The organism is Secundilactobacillus silagei JCM 19001 (genome assembly GCF_002217945.1).
Lineage (GTDB): Bacteria > Bacillota > Bacilli > Lactobacillales > Lactobacillaceae > Secundilactobacillus > Secundilactobacillus silagei.
Genome location: NZ_BCMG01000004.1, coordinates 219,111 through 237,985, shown reverse-complemented (window position 1 = coordinate 237,985; position 18,875 = coordinate 219,111). Strand labels below are relative to the sequence as shown.

Genomic DNA, 18,875 nt, shown 5'->3' with positions numbered 1-18,875 from the left:
ATGATTTAATGCTGAATTCCAGCCTACGGACTTTTTTAAACTTTCTTAATGACCGGACACGATCTCTTGCAGACTGATGCCAGCGGTACTCAAGAATTGCGTCATGGTTTGAATCACATCGTTCATCGTCAACTGCTTGATCACCCCAACTTCATCAAATAAAGTGGCGTCACCATATAGCCGGTCATCGAATTGATTGGCAATCGCCTCTAACGAGTTAAATGAAGAAAGCGTGCTGCCAATGGCCTCGCGTTGAACGGCTTCAAACCGATCACTTGCGCTGGCCAGCTTATCAGTTGCATGGTGCAAAATGTCCATTATCGCGTCTTCGAAGGCCTGTGGATCTTCCGCTTCCCCCGCCATAATGACGTGGTGGGCGCCACGCTGCAATTCAATGTTGTAGCCAAAACTATCGTCGATAATGCCTTGGTCATACAAGGACAAAAAGTCCGGTGCGGTTTCACCTAACAGCAGCGTGAACCCAAGGGACAGGGCATCCTCATACTTCAATCGGTCAATTCCAGTTGGTAATTCATCCATTCCCCGAATACCGATGGTTGCTTTTGGCCGTTCCACTGGCATCAGCAGTTTTTTATGTGCAATGACTTGCTGCGTGTCTGATGGCAAAATGCGTTTGATCGGTGCTGGTTTGGCAAACTGTTTCGCAGCTTGATCAGCCTTGACCCATGCTAAGGTTTCGGTCGGTTCTAGCCGGCCAACCACAAACAAACTCATGTTGCTGGGATGGTAAAACGTCTTGTGGGCCAGGTACAGGTCCGCTGCTTTAATTTTATCGATTGAAGCCAGTGTTCCCGCGATATCATCCGCTAACGGCTGATCCGGATAGAGGTTAGCAATCGTGCCAAAATAGGCCCGCGAGTTAGGATCATCTTCATACATTTGAATTTCCTGGCCAATGATGCCCTTTTCCTTGTTCACCGTTTGAGCAGTAAAGTAGGGATCTTGAACAAAGTCCAGCAGCGTTTCCAAATTCTCTTTTAGGTGATGAGTGGCTGAAAATAGATAACTGGTATGCGTATAGCTGGTAAAGGCATTTGAGCTGCCACCAAAGTGCGCAAACGTATCAAAGGCATCATGGTCGGCTTTTTCAAACATTTTATGTTCTAGAAAGTGTGCGATCCCAGCTGGCTGAGTCACCGGTTCCGTGCCATCTAACGGCACGAAAGACTGGTCAATCGACCCGTAATCCGTTGTCATGACAGCGTAGGTCTTGTGGAACCCCGCTTTAGGTAACAGGTAGACCCGTAACCCGTTGTCTAGCGTTTCTGAATAGAGCGTTTCGCCGAGATCTGAATAGTGTTTTTGTTTCATTTGGCGTCCTCTCCCTTCAAAAAGTAAACGGCTTGCAGATGAACCCGTTCGGCCATTTTCTCAACGTCTTCTCGTGTAACTTGTTTGATCTGTTTGACCCAGTCATCCGCACTGACGCTGCTGTGAAGCAGCTGGTCGAGCATCGCTTGATTGACTAGGGAACGCTGAGAATCTAACCGCGATTCTCTGCCGTTGATCAAACTGGCAACGACTTGGTCAAAAACTTCATCACTAAACTGGCCCTTAGTGATGGCAGTCAGCTGTTCAGCAATAATGGTCCTAACCGCCTTTTCGTTGGACTGGTCGATACCAGCTTGTACCAGCAGCGTTCCGGTAAACCCGTCAAAACGGCTGGAAGCATAGTAAGCCAGACTGTTTTTCTCCCGAACGTTCTTAAACAGCATTGAGATCGGTGTGCCGCCGAATAAGCCGTTAAACACGATGGCTTTATAGTAATCCGCATCCCGGTAATAAACCGGTAACTTATAAGCAATGTTTAATTTGGACTGCTGCAGCGGCTGACCCTCAGTTTTGGACACGAGTTCAGCTTCGGGGCGCTGATAGATCACTTCGCCGTCGTGCACCTGGCGATCCTGCAGCTGCCAATGCGCTAACATACTGACTAGATCCGTCTCGGTAACGTCACCGGCCACCGTAATTTGAATTTCATCAGTTGTTAATAGCTGCTGATAAGTCGTGTAGAGCGCCTGCGCGCTGATACCCGCAATCGTTTCAGCATCACCGTAGAGGCTCGTCGCAAAGAACGGTTCGTTTTTAAAGTACAGTTCGCCTAACTGCTGTTCAGCGTAGTACTGCTTATCATCATTTAAAGACTTTAAATAAGCCATCAAATTTTGTTTTTGACGGCCAAAAGTCGTGGGTTCAAAGGCTTTATCGGTGACTAACGGCCGGTAAATGACGCTGTGTAAAAAGCTGACCATTTCACTTAACAGTGATTCACCGCCAATAAAGTGATCGTTAATGATCGTGCTTGAAAACCGCAGTCCCTCTTGCAAGCCGTAGCGAAATACATTCACGCCATAACTGGCGCCGTACATCATTGACAGTTTCTGGGCTAATGATGTTTGGGTGGGATACTCAGCACTGGAAGTTTCCAGTAACTGCGCTAATAAAATGCGGTTGGATAGCTCCTGGACGTTACCAGGCGCAATGTAATCCACCGTCATACTAATTGTTTTGAATTGGGTCGTGGGAATGACGTTCAACCACACGCCCTTTGCTAATTGCTTTGGCAACTTTAGCCCTCCTTTGGACATTACCAAACCATATTAGATGATTTATGGCTAAAACGCCACCCTTTTGGATTGAAAAATCCAAAATATTTACGGTAAACGGCTACAATAATTCTCTTCTTGATAACCATAAAATTAACGTCAATTTAACCGGGGTCGACTTGCGTTCTAACCAACTTCTTTGCTATTCTTAATGTTAAATCATGGATGTAGGGGGAATCAGGATGAAAGTTGTTAAATTTGGGGGCAGTTCCCTAGCCAACTCTGCTCAGGTCAGCAAAGTGGTTAAAATTATTCAAGCAGATGACCAGCGGCGTTTCGTGATCGTCTCCGCGCCCGGCAAACGGTTTAAGGGTGATATTAAGGTCACTGACCTGCTCATTCAATACGCCAAGGCGACTATAAACAACACGCCGACTGAGACCATTACGGGCCAGATCATCGCGCGTTATGAAGAAATTGCCACCGCCTTTAAAGTGCCGCAGACTGCGTTTGAGCAAATCAAAACAACCATTTTAGACCTCCCTCAACAGGACTATCAAGATGACGGTTATTTGATGGCAGCTTTTAAAGCTCACGGTGAAAAACTGAACGCCATGTTATTTGCAGAAGTGCTGAAAACTGCTGGTGTCAATGCGAAGTATTTAGATCCCAAAGACGTTGGTTTAAAGTTAACTGACTCGCCTAACGACGCGGAAATCATCCCTAGCAGTTATGAGCAGATCAGTCAGTGGGCTAATAGCAAGCTTGTCCGTGTCATCCCGGGCTTTTTCGGCTATAACGATCAGGGCCAGATCTGCACGTTCTCCCGTGGCGGCTCCGATATCACAGGCGCAATCATTGCCCGTGGTGTTCACGCGAAACGCTACGAAAACTTTACGGACGTGGACGCCATCTACGCTGCTGATCCCCACGTCATCCACCACCCGATCGCCATTCATAACATGACCTTTCGAGAAATGCGGGAACTGTCTTACGCCGGTTTTTCCGTTTTTCACGATGAGGCCCTGATTCCCGCGATTCAAGGCAACATTCAAGTGGTCGTTAAAAACACCAATCACCCTGGTGAACGTGGCACCTCGATCACGTCTCATAAGCGCGTGAACCCCGCCTACCCGGTTTCAGGAATCGCCAGTTCACCAGGCTTTTGCGGCATTTATATCCGTAAATACATGCTGGATAAAAAGCGCTTTTCACAAAAGATCCTCAAACTACTAGCGAAATACGACCTCTCGTATGAACACATGCCGTCAGGAATCGATGATCTGACCGTCATCATGCGTCAAGATCAGCTCACCCCAGAGTTAGAAGATGCGCTGATCCGCGAACTGGTCATCGCTTTACGGCCAGATGAGATTCACATCTCCCACAATTACGCACTGCTGATGGTGGTTGGTGAAGGGATGGCCAACCGAACTGGAATCATGTCTAAGGCAACGGATGCCTTGGCCCGGCAAAACGTTAAACTGATCATGGTCAACCAAGGTGCTTCGGAGATCTCCATGATGTTTGGCGTCAGGCAAGATGAAGCTCAAGTTGCAATCAAGGCGTTGTACGACACCTTTTTCCCAGATCTATAAACCCAATTAAAAAGAGCGAACTTCCAAAATTTAGAAGTTCGCTCTTTTTAATTGAAACTATTTATTGTTCTTCAGCAATGGTGAATCCGCAGCGTTACCAAACCACTTGTGGTTGATCTTGGCTAACGTCCCATTCTTAGCTAAGATCTTAAGGCCACGGTTGATCTTGTGACGCATGGTGGTATCAGTCTTCCGCATCCCGACACCAAACTGTTCCTTTGGAAATGATCCGTTATTGATCACATAATCCTTAGGGTTACTTTCGTGACTCACGTAGTAACCGGCATAGGTGGAATCAATGATCAGTCCCTGAATCCGGTTGGCGTTCAAATCAATGAAGGCGTTGGTGAAGGAATCGTACAATACTGGTGATTTACCCTTGATCTTGTTCTTCAACAGGTTCGGATATTGACTGATGTCTTGCGCCCCTGATGAACCCGCTTGAGCACCCAGGGTCTTCCCCTGCATGTCAGCATACGAGTTAATGTGGTTCTTTCTTAACGAAACCAGCGTTTGATCGTTTTGCAGGTAAGTATCACTAAAGGCCACTTTCTTTTCCCGTTGCGGCGTCTTAGAATACCCGTTCCAGATCAGATCGATCGTCCCGTTGTTTAACTCGGTGGCGTTCATCGACCAGTCAATGGACTGGAAGCTGACCTTGATCCCGTACAGTTTAAAGACCGCTCTTGCCAAATCAATATCGTAACCAACCAGTTTCCCGCTCTTTTGCCGGAAGCCCATTGGCACGAAAGTATCATCCAAACCAACGGTCACATAGCCGCGCTTTTCGATTCGGTTCCAGTTATCAACGTGATTGGCCCGTTTGCCGACACTGACACCGCTGCAGCCAGACAATAGTGAGACGGTGCAGACCAGCATGATTAGGCAAAGCCAAATTTTCTTTTTCATGCTTTTTCCCCTCCCCACTAAGCTTTAATTGGTTCAACACGAACAAGTTGATCCGCAATGTTTTTAGCGAATTCCATATCATGAGTAACCACGATCTGAGTCATATTTTGCTTTTTCAATCCGAGAATAATATCTTCAACGGTTTGGCGTAAATCGGGATCCAAAGCACTCGTTGGTTCATCATAGCACAGAATCTTCGGGTTCATGGCTAAGGCCCGCACGATTGCCAGCCGTTGTTTTTGACCACCGGATAACTGGTATGGGTATAACCCTTCTTTGCCAGTTAAATTAAGTTGGTCGATCAATTCTTGCGCCCGTTTTTCAGCTTCTGACTTCGATTGCTTCAATACCAGTTGCGGTGCCAAAGTAATGTTATCCAAAACCGTTAAGTTAGGGAAGAGTTGAAAGTCTTGGAAGACGACCCCAATAACGTTGTCATTATCCCGGTTATTAGCGGGATCAAATGGCTTGCCATCTAAAACGAAGGACCCTGAATCAATCTTTTCCAAACCGCTAATGCAACGTAACAAAGTGGTTTTACCAGCCCCTGAAGGTCCCACAATCGTCGTGATCTGGTTGTCTTGGACCTGCATATCGAAGTTATTTAAAATCGTTCGGCCGTTAAATTGTTTTTTAATTTTTTTAAGTTCTAGCATACGCGTTTCCCCTCTCTAGCTTATCGCCATGCCCGGTAGTGCTGTTCAACTTTACGCAGAACGTAAGTGGCAATCGCAGTCATCAGCAGGTAAATGATACCAACTAAGACCAGTGGCAGCAAAGTAACATCTCTGGCAGTCGCAACGTTCCCGGCACGAAGCAAGTCGCCTAGTCCGATAACGTAAACCAATGATGAATCCTTAATCAAATTAATCGTTTCATTACCGATTGACGGTACCACGATCTTGATCACTTGCGGAATCACGATCTTGCGAAGTGTCTGACCACGCGTTAACCGAAGGACCCGCGCACTTTCGTACTGACCAGGGTCGATGGCTTGAAAACCGCCCCGGAAGATCTCAGCGAAGTAAGCCGTGTAATTAAGAATAAAGGCAAACAACGCAGCGTCATAACGCTGGAAAATAATACCGATGATTGGCAGCCCATAGAAAACGAAAATTAATTGCAGTAACAGTGGCGTACCACGCATCAGCCAAACGTAGAATTTCAAGATCCAGCGTAACGGTGCGATCTTCGAAGTTAACCCGAGACTGGCTAAGATACCAAGCGGAATCGAAGCAATCAGCGTCCAGAAGAAAATTTTGATCGTCATCCAAGCCCCACTCAGTAGGGATGGTAAAATTTGAGATACATAGTGTAACATAATGACTCCCCCTTCTTAATAAAAAAAGCCCTCTTGAACTAAACCTAGTTCAAGAGGGCGACAAGACAATATCGCTGTTCCACCTCTAATTCGACTACTGCTCACACAGCAATCCTCATGAAGTTTACTATGGCAATTAAAAAGTCCTCTTGGCAATATGCCAAGAGGACGATAATTTCGCGGTTCCACCTCTGATTCGCTGACTGCTCACACAGCCAACCTCAGTAAGTTTATATAATAAACTTCAGCGATAACGAGCTTACCGGAGCTTTCCTACTTCGTTCAGAAAGTCAACTCCCAGATGTGATTCGTCATAATTAACTACCCGGTTCTCATCTGCGCGGGTTCTCTGCTTAATTAATCATGATTACTAGTCCGATCAACGTTTGTTTTATTAGATTAATTCTCATTATATCTTAAATATATTCTTTGTCAACTCTTATTCGGTAAAGCCGCGGTTTACTTATTATTCAAATCCCTTAACCACGGGAGAACCAGTGGCTAACTTTAGACCAGAAACTTGTTTTCGGCTGCTGAATTTTCATCAACGGCACCGTTTCGCCTTCCAATCGACGGGCAATGTCACGGTAACCCTTACCAGCAGCGTTCTCAGACTCCAAAACAATTGGTTCACCCCGGTTAGAGGTGGCAATTACTTCGTCGTCATCCAAAACAATGCCTAATAATGGCACACCCAGGTGATGCGTAATTTCGTCAACATCCATGGCATCGCCGTCAGCCATCATATGGCCACGAATCCGGTTGATCAGCAGCTGTGATTCTTCCTTTAACGGATTTTTCTCTAATAAACCAACCACCCGGTCAGCATCGCGCACGGCAGAAATTTCCGGTGTCGTCACGATAATTGCGGCGTCAGCGCCGGCAATGGCGTTCAAAAAGCCTTGCTCGATTCCTGCGGGGCAATCGATCAGCACGTAATCAAAATCCTTTTTCAATTCGTCGACGATGTCTTTGGCCTGATTTTCAGTCAACGCGGTCTTATCCGTGTTTTGTGCGGCTGGCAATAGGTACAGCAGGTCATCAAACCGCTTATCTTTAACTAAGGCTTGCGCAAGTTTAGCCCGACCTTCCACCACATCAACAATGTCAAAGATGATCCGGTTATCAAGCCCTAACACAACGTCCAGGTTTCTCAGGCCAATATCCAGATCTACTAAACAGACGCGCTTCCCCATCAATGCGAGGGCGGTCCCAATATTGGCACTGGAAGTTGTCTTGCCGACACCTCCTTTACCAGAGGTGATTACAATTGATTTTCCCATCTTCAGTTAGCCTCCCATTTGGTGATAAATCCTTGGATTAATCGTTTTTAGATCACTTAATTGACCATATTCCAATACGTGTAAGTCGTTAACGTATGCAACGGTCTGACTGCCTTGTGCCGGCTGGTCAGTCTCCACAATGCTGATTTGCTCACCAATGCGGACTTGCTGTGCGTGCTGCAGATCACCGATCACGACTTTGCCTTCACTGCTGGGATAACCGGCCTGCAAGATGCCTAGACAGGTTCCCATGATGTAGATATTGCCCGTCGTCAACAGACGGCCACCCTCATTGATCACACCCAGATATAAGACGTCGCCCTTTAATTCAAGGGTCTGACCATTACGGATCGTCTGGGTCGCCAAATGAACGTTGTCCTGTTCTTTGATGTGAATGGCATCGTCAATCGTAATCACATCCGGAATCACCTTATGAATCTGGAAATGATCATAATCACTAAAAATCTTTTCCAACGCTTGATTCTGTTCAGCCGTCAATAAACGATGGTTGCTGATCACATCAAAACTGATTGATTTAGTGGCATTGGCATCCGCAGCTAAGTTATCAAGGAGTTCCCTAAGTGTCTCCTCGATGGCTTTAAAACTAGCGGCTTGATCCAACACAAGTTGATAACCATTCTGATTACCACGTAACACTACAGCTTGCATACTCCCGACCCCTTTTTAATTCCGCAAACGATTGAATAACCATTGAACTGGAAAATATAGTATGACGTAAGCCGCTAAATTATAGGCCAGCGTCGGTGCTAATGAATCGACCAGCATATCCGCAAATGACGCGCTCGTCATATGAACGACCAAATTACCGAAGTAACTGAGCGTGCAGATGACGGTGATGTCGATAAAATAAACCAGCAAACCACTCAAAAAGTTAATTGGAAAGGCTTTATAACACGCCCTGGTCAAGGCAACCACGATTGGAAAAACAAACACGAAGATGCCCCAGATGCCCGTGTAATAAACATCGAAGAAGCCACCCGCAATGGCTGCCCAAACGGTTAATGGAATCTGAAGCTCATCTTCAAAGAAGACTGATAGCACTAACCACAGCACCACTAGGTAGCTGCTCATAGCATATGGCGCGCTAAATAGCTGCCGCGGAAAGGCTGCGCCTAAAATTCCGTCTAAGTAAAAAAACAATAACAACCCAATTGGAAAGCCGTAACGTAATTTAGTTACTCGTAACATATTTGCCTCCTTAATTGGTTGTTTGAGCCTGTCTAACTGCGACAGTGACGACACTCAGCTCAGAAATATTGGTTGCCGGTTTGATTGAGATCTTGGAAGCTAGACCGTAATTATCAGTCCCGGTGCTGGCAACTTTACCAACAAACAATCCAGCAGGCATCACGCCACCTAAACCGCTAGTGGCCACTTTATCGCCCTTTTGAATCTTAGTCTTGGAAGTCACGTTACCCATTTCAATCAAGTTCTTGTCATGGTTGTAACCGGAAAGGATCCCGTTAACCGTCTTACCGCTCTTAGTAGTGATCGTCACCGCAAACCGGTTGGCGGATTCACTGCTGTTTGAGAGCAGTTCGACTTTACTGTTCGTCCGGTTGACTTCAGAAACTCGGCCAACGATTCCAGAACCTGACAGTACTGGCATATTCTTCTTAACGCCAGCTGCTTCCCCCTTGTCAATGATCACCTGGTTCTGCCATGCAGAAGGTGTCCGGGCGATAACGTTGGCGGTGACCGGTGAATAATCGGTCAGGGAATGATTTAACTTCAGTTCTTTTTTCAATTTTTGGTTTTCTTGATTAACTGCTTGATCATGAACTTTAGTCTGTGCCAGTTCTTGGACCTGACCCTTTAAACGCTGGTTTTCCTGATAAGTGTTCATTAAATCAGAAAAGCCCGTCACTGATCCTTTAAGGCCACTAACAGGCCAAGCAACGACACGGTTAACTAAGCCCACCACATCGTTACCAAATTGTTGAACCAAAGGCGGTGTTGAGCGCTTGTTGCGGATCGCAACGGAAACACTCATTAACCCAAAACTGACAATTAGACAAACAATCACAATCACTAATCGTCGGTTTGAAAAGAATTTATTCATGATCGTCCTCCAGTGATTGGAGAGTGAGCCAACTCACTTGACCCGTTCTCTGTTAACATTAACACATTAAAAAGTGCGGCATTTTCCGAATACCCATAATTAAATAATTCCGTATGTTCTGAAGTTGAACATACGGAATTATTTGCTTACACGGCTGGAGGTGTCCCTAATTGATCAATGCCAAACGTGGTATTGATCAATTATCAAGAACCAATGCCTCACTCCCGAATGCTATTTCTTTTTCATAACGTCGATGCTCTTAAGTGATTCACCAGTCCCAATTGCAACACAGTCCAGTGGATCGTTAGCAATGAATACAGGTACCTTAGTCGCATCAGCAATAACGTCTGGTAAGTTATGCAGTAATGCACCGCCACCAGTTAACACGATCCCATGGTCGATCACATCAGCCGCAATTTCGGGAGATGTTTCTTCCAGGGTCTCTTTAACAGCAGTAATGATTTCTTCAACTGATTCGTGAATGGCTGCCGCAATATCAACTGCCGAGACGTCAATCGTCTTAGGCAGGCCCGTAATTAAATCACGGCCACGGATCGAAGAAACATCATCCGCGCTAACGGCAGTCTTGGAAGCAGAACCAATATCCCACTTCAGCTGTTCAGCAGTTCGTTCACCGATCAGCAGGTTAAAGTGTTGACGAACGTAAGCTACGATAGCTTCATCAAGCTTGTCACCGGCCATTCGAATCGAACGGGATGAAACGATACCGCCCAGTGAAATCGTGGCAACATCAGTGGTCCCACCACCAATATCGACGACCATGCTACCGGTTGGATCCATTACGGGAAGGCCAGCACCAATGGCAGCGGCAAATGGTTCTTCAAGTACGTAGGCGTCACGAGCACCAGCGACACGGGTGGCGTCAATGACGGCCCGCTTTTCAACTTCTGTCGCACCGCTAGGCACACAAACCATGACGTAAGGCTTGCCGTTTGAGCTGCCCAACGTCTTTTGAATATAGTATTTCATCATTGCAACGGTTGTATCATAATCGGCGATGACGCCGTCTTTCATTGGCCGAATGGCAACAATACTTGCCGGTGTCCGCCCGATCATCGCTCTTGCATCTTCACCGACAGAGACGATCTCGCCGGTTTTCGAATTCTTGGCGACAACTGATGGTTCACGCAATACGATACCCTTACCGTCTACGTAAACGATCGTGTTGGCCGTCCCAAGATCGATACCAATGTTTTTAGTTCCTAATCCGAACAATCTGTTTCATCCCTTCATTTAGCCACAATCATTCGTTTGATTGTTTGTTAATTTGCTAGGTGTTATTATACCATATCTCAAAAATTTAATAACTACTCGCCGACTAAAAGCATACCCAATTATAGACCGGTCTGGCAAGTATTAATTTATTATTTAATGGAAAATAAATATTACATCTTTTACGACGCTTTAAAGAAGGCCCGCACGTCGGAAATAAAGTACAGCGAACCGGTAATCAAAAACAGGTCGTCAGCAGACATCCGCTGCGAGATCGCCCCAATTGCCAGCTGCCAGTTGTCGATGACTTCGATCCGGTCATCGTCTTGATACTGGGCAGCTAATTTTTCTGGATCAGTGACCGCCCGCGTACCTGGCCCCTGAAAAGTGGTCAGTATAACGTGCAGATTAGGCACCGTCCGCAGCGTTGCCAGCATCTTATCATGCTGCTTATCCGCCAGTATACCCATGAGTACGTAGATCTCAGTTTGGCTGAAGCGCTGCTTTAATAGCGCGGTCAGCTCTTCAAACGCCGGTTCATTATGAGCACCGTCGATGACGATCAGCGGCTCTTGGTTGATGGGCTCAAAGCGGCCGGCCCAGACGGTCTTCGCTAATGACTGCGCGATGTCTGACTGGTTGATCAGCTGATGGGTCTGTTCCTGGTACAAAATAAAGGCGGTCAGCGCGCAGCTGGCGTTATCAACTTGATAGTCGCCCAGCATGCTGATCTTTAAGCCCTTAAAATGATTGTCTTTAAAGCGGTAATCAAACTTTTCCTGCCAGCCGGCTGCCGGCTTGATCGTCGTTACGGCTTCATGGCCTAACCGGTACAGCTGACTGTGATTGACCTTAGCCGTTTGAATCATGACCTGCATGGCTGAATCCGGTAGCCGGCCAGCCACGACTGGAACATTGGGCTTAATGATGCCGGCCTTTTGTGCCGCAATCTCAGGCAAGGTATTACCGAGCAGTTTCATATGGTCAAACCCAATGGTGGTGATCACCGAAACGGCTGGGGTGAATACGTTAGTCGAATCTAATAGACCGCCAATCCCGACTTCGACCACCGCCACGTCAACTTGGGTCTTAAAGTATAAGAACATCATGGCCGTGATAATTTCAAATTCAGTCGGGCCACCCTCTGGATAGTGGGCGTCCAGATCCGCCACGACTGGCTGAACCCGGTTCACTAAGTCCACCAGATCATCATCCGAAATGGGCTTACCATCCACCGAAATGCGTTCGTTAAAGCGGACTAAAAACGGCGACGTAAAGGTCCCCACCGTGTAGCCTTGCGACATCAAGAGGTCGCGCAAATAGGCAACCGTTGAGCCCTTGCCATTGGTACCAGCCACGTGAATGGCTGATAAATCTTTTTGGGGATCCCCCAGCAGCGCCATAAATTTGCGCATCCGGTTCAAATGGTCACTTTTTTCGCTCTTCTTAAACTTGGTTCGTCCATGGATAAAACTTAACGCTTCATCATAATTCTCCACCATGACTATTTCTCCACTCTTCTCAATTTAAAAAGGACGGAATCAACGTTGATCCCGCCCTTCTTGATTCTAAATTGTATTATAACATGCGCAACAATTACTGTTCAGCTTTCAAGGCAGCCAAACGATCCTGAGTTGCTTTGAGCTTGGATTCATTGTCAGCTTGTTTTTGACGTTCGCCTTCGACCACATCATCAGGTGCGTTAGCCACGAAGCGTTCGTTGCTTAATTTCTTCTTAGCACGGTCAACTTCGGCTTGGAACTTCTTGATTTCTTTATCCAAACGAGCGGCTTCATCGTTTAGGTCAACCAGTTCAGCCAGTGGAACATAGACTTCGGCATCGGTAATAATCCCAGTCATGGCTAATTTTGGTGCCGCAACGTCCGCACCGATGGTCAATTCCTTAGGGTGCACGAAGCGGTCAATGTAGTCACGGTTGGTTTCAAACACGTGGGTCAGTTCCTTGTTGTCCGTCTTGATCAGCACGTCAATTTCAGAAGACATTGGTGCGTTGGCTTGAGCCCGGATGTTCCGAACGGCCTTGATCAGTTCAATCAAGTTACCCATTTGTGATTCAGCCTGCTGATTATCAAAATCAGCGTGAACCACTGGGTACTTAGCTGTAACTAATGACTTGCCATCATGCGGCATGGTGAGCCAAATTTTTTCGGTTACAAATGGCATGATTGGGTGCAATAGACGCAGCGTCTGATCCAAAACGTAAGCCAAAATGTTGCGAGTATTGGCCTTAGCCTTTTCGTCATCACCGGTCAAGATTTCCTTACTCATTTCGATGTACCAGTCACAGAAATCATCCCAGATGAATTCGTAAAGCGCCCGGCCAGCTTCACCAAAGTTGAACTTATCGAACTGTTCAGTGACTTGGGCCACCGTCTTGTTCAACCGGCTTAAGATCCAGCGGTCAGCCAGATCCCATTCGGATTCATCAGGCAGTTTAGGCTTGGTCATGTCGCCCAGATTCATGATGACGTAACGGCTAGCGTTCCAGATCTTGTTGATAAAGTTCCAGGCAGCGTCCATCTTGGTGTAAGTAAATCGCATGTCTTGACCCGGCGTTGAACCATTAGATAGGAACCAACGTAAAGCATCGGCACCGTACTTATCAATGACATCCATTGGATCGATTCCGTTACCTAATGACTTACTCATCTTGCGGCCCTGTTCATCACGGATCAAGCCATGCAGCAACACGTGTTTGAAGGGCCGGCGACCGGTAAATTCAAGGGACTGGAAGATCATCCGTGAAACCCAGAAGAAGATAATGTCGTAACCCGTTACCAGCGTGTTGGTTGGGAAGTAACGCTTGTAATCAGGGGCATCCGTATCCGGCCAGCCCATGGTTGAAAACGGCCATAAGGCACTTGAAAACCAGGTATCCAGAACATCTTTATCCTGTTCCCAGTTTTCAATGTCCTTTGGTGGCTGTTCAGCAACGTAGGTTTCACCGGTCTTCTTGTTGTACCAAGCAGGAATTTGATGGCCCCACCAGAGCTGACGTGAGATGACCCAATCGTGAATGTTATCCATCCACTGTGAGAAGGTGTGCTCAAAGCGTCCTGGCACGAAGTCAACCCGGTCATCGGTTTCTTGGTTCTTCAAAGCCTGTTCTGCCAGTGGCTTCATCTTAACGAACCACTGCGTTGAGAGCCGGGCTTCAACTTGAACCCCAGTCCGTTCTGAGTGACCAACGGAGTGGACGATGGGTTCGATGGACAGCATCAGATCTTGATCTTGCAGATCCTTAACCATGGCCTTACGAGCTGCAAACCGGTCCAAGCCTTCATACTTGCCAGCCTTTTCGTTCATGGTGGCATCTTCGTTCATGGTGTTGATCCGTTCCAGATTATGACGGTTACCGACTAAGAAGTCATTCGGGTCATGAGCTGGGGTGATCTTAACGGCACCAGTCCCAAAGTTAGGGTCAGCATGCTGATCGGTAATGATTGGAATTTCACGGTTAGCCAGTGGCAAAATAACTTTCTTGCCAACGACGTCCTTGTAACGTTCATCACTGGCGTTAACGGCAATCGCAGTATCACCCATCATGGTTTCTGGACGCGTGGTGGCAATTTCGATGTAGTCTTTGCCGTTTAACTTGGTCTTACCATCCGCAAACTTGTACTTAACGTGGTAAAAGGCACCCTTATCATCCTTATGGATAACTTCAATATCAGACAAGGCAGTCCGTGCTTGCGGATCCCAGTTGATGATGTATTCACCACGGTAGATGAGGCCCTTGTTATAGAGTGAAACGAAGACCTTTTTAACCGCGTCAGAAAGGCCCTTGTCCAGAGTAAATCGTTCACGGGAATAGTCCAGTGACAAGCCCATCTTGGCCCATTGTGCCTTGATGGTGTTGGCGTATTCGTCCTTCCATTCCCAGACTTTATCCACGAACTTCTTACGGCCGAGGTCGTAGCGGCTGATGCCCTGTTCACGCAGCTTAGCTTCAACTTTAGCTTGCGTGGCGATTCCAGCGTGGTCCATGCCGGGTAACCAGAGTGTATCGTAGCCCTGCATCCGTTTTTGGCGAATGATCATGTCTTGCAAGGTTGTATCCCAGGCATGCCCTAAATGCAATTTACCGGTAACATTTGGCGGCGGAATAACGATTGAATACGGTTTAGCTTTCTTATCTCCACTGGGTTTAAATAACCCTTCTGACAGCCACTCGTCGTACCGGCCGGCTTCAACGGCTTGCGGATCGTACTTGGGTGGCATTTCTGTCGACTTATCTGTCATGTGATCTCTTCCTTTCGTGATTGACTGTTATGTAAGAAAAAAGCACTTCATCCTATAAAAATAGGACGAAGTGCTTTTCGCGGTACCACCTAAATTGGGCTTTTAAACCCCTCTTAATAACAATCGTTAACGGATGTCACTCCGGTCAGGCCTACTGTGCGTTCAGTCTGACAGCTCGCAAGCTACGTTCGAACATTGAATCGAAAGACCTTTCAGCCAAGGGTCTTCTCTCTGCGCGATACCAAGTGTTCTACTCTCTTGCTCATTGCTTATACTCGATATGATAGCCATTTTTAGGCTAATCGTCAACTCTAGATGTTAATTTTTCTAGGGCATTTAGCGCTGTCACATAATCTGGCTCATTTGCCACGTCGGCCACAATTTCCTCGTAGGTGATCTTACCCGTTGCGTCAGTGATGATCACTGAACGGGTCAAAACGCCCATGTTAGGCAGATACAGATTAGTTGCGTAGCCAAATGACAATTCTTCATCGGACAAAACTTGCAGGTTAATGACCCCTTCGGCACCGCACCAGTTCTTCTGCTGCTGGATGGTGTTGTTGGAAATGGTCACAAAGGTTGCATCGGGATAGTGGTCAGCTTGCTGATTAAACTTGTGGGTCTGGGTGCTGCAGACGGGTGTTTGCAGATCAGGCACGATAGAAAGCACGAGTGGCTTGCCAATTAATTGCGCCATCTTAACCTTTTCACCATTTTGATTGAACAACTTAAACTTAGGTAACTGGTCCCCAACTTGAGGTGGGTTACCTTCTAATTCAACTTCTTCACCGTTAAATTTAACCTTCATCAATTTATAAACACTCCTTTTGGGTGCAACTATAGGTTAAATTTACTGCGGAAGGGGAAAAGAGTCAAGGCAAAACCAAGGTGCGAAAGCAGGCGGTTAGAGACTGGAGCCTAGTGGGGAAGTCGCAGAAATCCCGGGCCTGGATTTGTGTGGCTTTCCCGCTAGGTGCAAGTCTCTGCCTGCTGGAGCCCGATTAAGCTAGATAAAATGAATGCTCAGCATTTTTACTACCTCCTGTTACATCCCGCGTTCTGCCTGCTTAAATCCATAAAACGATATAATCGAAAACTCAAAAAGAGCCATGCACCCAACCGGCACACAGCTCCATCAATCAACTTCTAAATTTCTCTTTAATTTATTCTCTTAAAGTAATTCCGCAAACACGTCTTCTTGCTGGTTCATAAAGTTCTCACCAGGCCGGATCACGGTTACTTTGATGCCATCAAGTGCTTCTTGCATCAAGCCGTCCACATCAATCAGTTTTTCAAAGTTACGGGTTTTTTCAAGGTCAGGCCGCGTCTTTGGTGCTGGCGGTGTGAAGATCGTGCAGCAGTCTTCAAATGGCATGATTGATAAATCATACGTATCGATCTGCTCAGCGATCTTAATGATCTCGGTCTTGTCCATTGAAACTAATGGCCGCAGCACTGGTAAGGTGGTCACGTCATTAATGGCCATCATGGATTCAAGGGTCTGCGAGGCCACTTGACCCAGTGATTCGCCAGTGAAGACGCCCTTGTCGCCACGGGAAACGGTAATGGCTGCAGCAATTCGCAGCATCATCCGTCGCTGAATGGTCATTAAATAACCCTCTGGTACCTTTTCTTTGATGGTTTCTTGAACCTTAGTAAACGGTACCTGAATAAAGTTGATGCTGCCAGCGTAACCGGCAATCTTGGAGGTCAGCTGTTTAGCTTTACCCAGCGCTTGTTCACTGGTATATGGCGGACTAAAGAAGTGCACCATGTCCAGTTTAACGCCCCGCTTCATGCCCATGTAAGCTGCTACTGGTGAATCGATCCCACCAGAAAGCATCATCGTGGCCTTACCACCAGTGCCAACGGGCAAGCCGCCAGCACCAGGGATGGTTTCGCTACTAAGAAAAATACCGTTCATCCGAACTTCCACTCGCAGCGTAATATCGGGCTGTTTCATTTTAACTTTAATACCCGGAACATTGCGCAAGATGTGGCCACCCAGCTTGTCGTTGATCTGGTTGGTGTCGTATTCGAATTGATGGTCCTGGCGACGGGTGTTGATCTTAAACGTCATGCCAGGCTTGAATTGGGCCTGAATCATTTCCAGAGCGGTATCTTTAACGGCTTCGAAATCCTTTTCCACCTTAATTACCGGTGAAAAGTTTTCGATACCAAAGACGCCCTTTAACCGTTCGATGACGGCATCTGAATCATTCCCGTTCAAGGCAACGTGCAACCGGTCATACTGCGCACGGACATCTAAGCCTTCAAAGTCATGCAGGCTGTGACGAACGTTTCGACCTAATTGGCGAATAAAATCTTTTTTATTCTTCCCCTTGGTCGAAAGTTCCCCGTAACGCACCATAATTTCTGAATATTGCATATGGGTCTCCTTTTCGATTAAATCTTAAGCTGATAATAGTTTGAACTTGTCATAAAGCTTATCAAACACTTTGTTGAATTCGTCTGCTTCGGCCAACGTGTTGTGGTCGTCCAAAGAGATTCGAATGGCGCTGGTAGAAATGTCTTCTGGAACGTGCATTGCACTCAAAGTGCTGGAAGGAACGTGCTTTTTAGAACTGCAGGCACTCGTCGTTGAGATGTAGATGCCCTGTTCTTCAAAAGCGTGAACAATGGTCTCGCCACGAACCCCTTGAATCGCAAAGCAGAGAATGTGCGGTGCGAAACCAGCATTATCCTCAGAAAAAGTAGTGACTAACGGAAATTTTTTGACGTGATCAAAGATCCGCTGCTTAATGGCAGCTTCATTAGCCACTTTTTGTTTTTCATCCGTTAGCAGTAACCGCAAAGCTTTCGCCATGGCAGCAATTGCTGGCAAGTTCTCAGTACCGCCACGTAAAGCGCGTTCTTGGCCGCCACCATCAATCAATGGGGCAATCTTGCGGCCACGACGAGCATAGATAAAGCCAATCCCTCGTGGTGCGTGGAATTTGTGGCCAGAGAAGGTCACGAAGTCCACCCGGTCATTCATGATCAGATCTTGAATACCCTTGCCAATCCCTTGGACGGCATCAATGTGAAAATGAATTTTGGGATAGTCTTTCAGTACTTCGGCCGCTTCTTTGAGGGGCTGAATCGTGCCAATCTCGTTGTTTACGGCCATGATCGACACTAAGATCGTGGTTGGCCGAATGGCAGCTTTCAGATCATCAATGGAGATCCGGCCGTGCTTATCAACAGGTAAGTAGGTCACTTCAAAGCCTAATTTTTTAAGCTGTTCCATTGAGTTATGAATGGCGGGATGTTCAACTGCGGTAGTGATCAAATGGTTCCCAAACTGCCGCTTTTCAATGGCGGTTCCCTTCAGGACCCAGTTGTCGCCTTCGCTGCCGCCGCTGGTGAACAGTACTTCGCTTTGAGATGCACCGATTAAATCGGCGATCTGTTTGCGGGATTGTTCCAGTAAGTTGAAAGCTTCTTCACCGAACTGATGTAAACTAGAAGGATTGCCCCAAACTTTGTCGCTGACTTTATCGTAAGTCGAAACAACTTCGGGATCCGCTTTGGTTGTTGCACTGTTATCAAAATAAATCATGTATACTCTGCCTCTTTGCGTTTTAGATTGGTTCGACTCCAATCATTGGATAGACT

General features: G+C 46.8%; 16 protein-coding genes and 2 other annotated features. Of the genes, 1 reads left to right on the top strand and 15 read right to left on the bottom strand.

Annotated elements, in window-relative coordinates:
* Positions 1-45: 45 nt before the first annotated feature.
* Complete coding sequence (gene yfmH, locus CES79_RS05500; protein WP_089136553.1) at positions 46-1,332, bottom strand: EF-P 5-aminopentanol modification-associated protein YfmH; 1,287 nt, start codon at positions 1,330-1,332, stop codon at positions 46-48.
* Entirely contained in the window at positions 1,329-2,588 is a 1,260-nt protein-coding gene (gene yfmF, locus CES79_RS05495) for an EF-P 5-aminopentanol modification-associated protein YfmF (protein ID WP_159459464.1), read from the bottom strand. The genes yfmH and yfmF overlap by 4 nt, the downstream gene beginning before the upstream one ends.
* Before the next feature lie 221 nt (positions 2,589-2,809).
* Here yfmF and CES79_RS05490 point away from each other — a divergent pair, with 221 nt between their 5' ends.
* On the top strand, positions 2,810-4,165 hold the full coding sequence (locus CES79_RS05490) for an aspartate kinase (protein WP_054654057.1): 1,356 nt from the start codon (positions 2,810-2,812) through the stop codon (positions 4,163-4,165).
* Positions 4,166-4,222: 57 nt separating this feature from the next.
* Here CES79_RS05490 and CES79_RS05485 read toward each other — a convergent pair whose 3' ends face one another.
* From CES79_RS05485 to CES79_RS05425, 13 genes are all read right to left on the bottom strand, one after another.
* A complete protein-coding gene (locus CES79_RS05485) occupies positions 4,223-5,074 on the bottom strand; it encodes an amino acid ABC transporter substrate-binding protein (RefSeq protein ID WP_054654058.1) in 852 nt (283 codons plus the stop codon).
* A 17-nt stretch (positions 5,075-5,091) separates the two neighbouring features.
* Positions 5,092-5,730 carry an amino acid ABC transporter ATP-binding protein gene (locus tag CES79_RS05480; RefSeq protein WP_054654059.1) on the bottom strand — a complete coding sequence of 213 codons (639 nt, stop codon included), beginning with the start codon at positions 5,728-5,730 and terminating at the stop codon, positions 5,092-5,094.
* Between the two features lie 20 nt (positions 5,731-5,750).
* The gene (locus CES79_RS05475; protein WP_089136552.1) at positions 5,751-6,395 is read right to left on the bottom strand and encodes an amino acid ABC transporter permease; all 645 of its coding nucleotides are present in this window, start codon (positions 6,393-6,395) and stop codon (positions 5,751-5,753) included.
* A gap of 161 nt (positions 6,396-6,556) precedes the next feature.
* Positions 6,557-6,787, bottom strand: a binding site (T-box leader).
* 87 nt (positions 6,788-6,874) lie between these two features.
* The gene (gene minD / locus CES79_RS05470) at positions 6,875-7,678 is read right to left on the bottom strand and encodes a septum site-determining protein MinD (protein WP_089136551.1); all 804 of its coding nucleotides are present in this window, start codon (positions 7,676-7,678) and stop codon (positions 6,875-6,877) included.
* Between the two features lie 6 nt (positions 7,679-7,684).
* The gene (locus tag CES79_RS05465; RefSeq protein ID WP_089136550.1) at positions 7,685-8,347 is read right to left on the bottom strand and encodes a septum site-determining protein MinC; all 663 of its coding nucleotides are present in this window, start codon (positions 8,345-8,347) and stop codon (positions 7,685-7,687) included.
* 15 nt (positions 8,348-8,362) lie between these two features.
* A complete protein-coding gene (mreD, locus tag CES79_RS05460) occupies positions 8,363-8,887 on the bottom strand; it encodes a rod shape-determining protein MreD (RefSeq protein WP_054654060.1) in 525 nt (174 codons plus the stop codon).
* 10 nt (positions 8,888-8,897) lie between these two features.
* A complete protein-coding gene (mreC, locus tag CES79_RS05455) occupies positions 8,898-9,761 on the bottom strand; it encodes a rod shape-determining protein MreC (RefSeq protein WP_089136549.1) in 864 nt (287 codons plus the stop codon).
* 231 nt (positions 9,762-9,992) lie between these two features.
* Positions 9,993-10,997 (bottom strand): rod shape-determining protein, encoded by a 1,005-nt coding sequence (locus CES79_RS05450; protein WP_054654061.1) that lies wholly within the window; start codon positions 10,995-10,997, stop codon positions 9,993-9,995.
* A gap of 179 nt (positions 10,998-11,176) precedes the next feature.
* Positions 11,177-12,496 (bottom strand): bifunctional folylpolyglutamate synthase/dihydrofolate synthase, encoded by a 1,320-nt coding sequence (locus CES79_RS05445; protein ID WP_089136548.1) that lies wholly within the window; start codon positions 12,494-12,496, stop codon positions 11,177-11,179.
* Positions 12,497-12,590: 94 nt separating this feature from the next.
* Positions 12,591-15,257, bottom strand: coding sequence for a valine--tRNA ligase (locus tag CES79_RS05440; protein WP_089136547.1), 2,667 nt, complete (start codon positions 15,255-15,257; stop codon positions 12,591-12,593).
* A 58-nt stretch (positions 15,258-15,315) separates the two neighbouring features.
* Positions 15,316-15,532, bottom strand: a binding site (T-box leader).
* Between the two features lie 23 nt (positions 15,533-15,555).
* The gene (gene tpx / locus CES79_RS05435; RefSeq protein ID WP_054654062.1) at positions 15,556-16,065 is read right to left on the bottom strand and encodes a thiol peroxidase; all 510 of its coding nucleotides are present in this window, start codon (positions 16,063-16,065) and stop codon (positions 15,556-15,558) included.
* 363 nt (positions 16,066-16,428) lie between these two features.
* Positions 16,429-17,646: a tRNA uracil 4-sulfurtransferase ThiI gene (thiI, locus tag CES79_RS05430; RefSeq protein WP_089136546.1), complete on the bottom strand. Its 1,218-nt coding sequence runs from the start codon at positions 17,644-17,646 to the stop codon at positions 16,429-16,431.
* A 24-nt stretch (positions 17,647-17,670) separates the two neighbouring features.
* Complete coding sequence (locus tag CES79_RS05425; RefSeq protein WP_089136545.1) at positions 17,671-18,819, bottom strand: cysteine desulfurase family protein; 1,149 nt, start codon at positions 18,817-18,819, stop codon at positions 17,671-17,673.
* Positions 18,820-18,875 lie beyond the last annotated feature (56 nt).

Coding starts and splice junctions, on each gene's coding strand:
- yfmH (WP_089136553.1), bottom strand. CDS start 1,332: ATGAAACAAAAACACTATTCAGATCTCGGCGAAACGCTCTATTCAGAA.
- CES79_RS05490 (WP_054654057.1), top strand. CDS start 2,810: ATGAAAGTTGTTAAATTTGGGGGCAGTTCCCTAGCCAACTCTGCTCAG.
- CES79_RS05485 (WP_054654058.1), bottom strand. CDS start 5,074: ATGAAAAAGAAAATTTGGCTTTGCCTAATCATGCTGGTCTGCACCGTC.
- CES79_RS05480 (WP_054654059.1), bottom strand. CDS start 5,730: ATGCTAGAACTTAAAAAAATTAAAAAACAATTTAACGGCCGAACGATT.
- CES79_RS05475 (WP_089136552.1), bottom strand. CDS start 6,395: ATGTTACACTATGTATCTCAAATTTTACCATCCCTACTGAGTGGGGCT.
- minD (WP_089136551.1), bottom strand. CDS start 7,678: ATGGGAAAATCAATTGTAATCACCTCTGGTAAAGGAGGTGTCGGCAAG.
- CES79_RS05465 (WP_089136550.1), bottom strand. CDS start 8,347: ATGCAAGCTGTAGTGTTACGTGGTAATCAGAATGGTTATCAACTTGTG.
- mreD (WP_054654060.1), bottom strand. CDS start 8,887: ATGTTACGAGTAACTAAATTACGTTACGGCTTTCCAATTGGGTTGTTA.
- mreC (WP_089136549.1), bottom strand. CDS start 9,761: ATGAATAAATTCTTTTCAAACCGACGATTAGTGATTGTGATTGTTTGT.
- CES79_RS05445 (WP_089136548.1), bottom strand. CDS start 12,496: ATGGTGGAGAATTATGATGAAGCGTTAAGTTTTATCCATGGACGAACC.
- CES79_RS05440 (WP_089136547.1), bottom strand. CDS start 15,257: ATGACAGATAAGTCGACAGAAATGCCACCCAAGTACGATCCGCAAGCC.
- tpx (WP_054654062.1), bottom strand. CDS start 16,065: ATGAAGGTTAAATTTAACGGTGAAGAAGTTGAATTAGAAGGTAACCCA.
- thiI (WP_089136546.1), bottom strand. CDS start 17,646: ATGCAATATTCAGAAATTATGGTGCGTTACGGGGAACTTTCGACCAAG.
- CES79_RS05425 (WP_089136545.1), bottom strand. CDS start 18,819: ATGATTTATTTTGATAACAGTGCAACAACCAAAGCGGATCCCGAAGTT.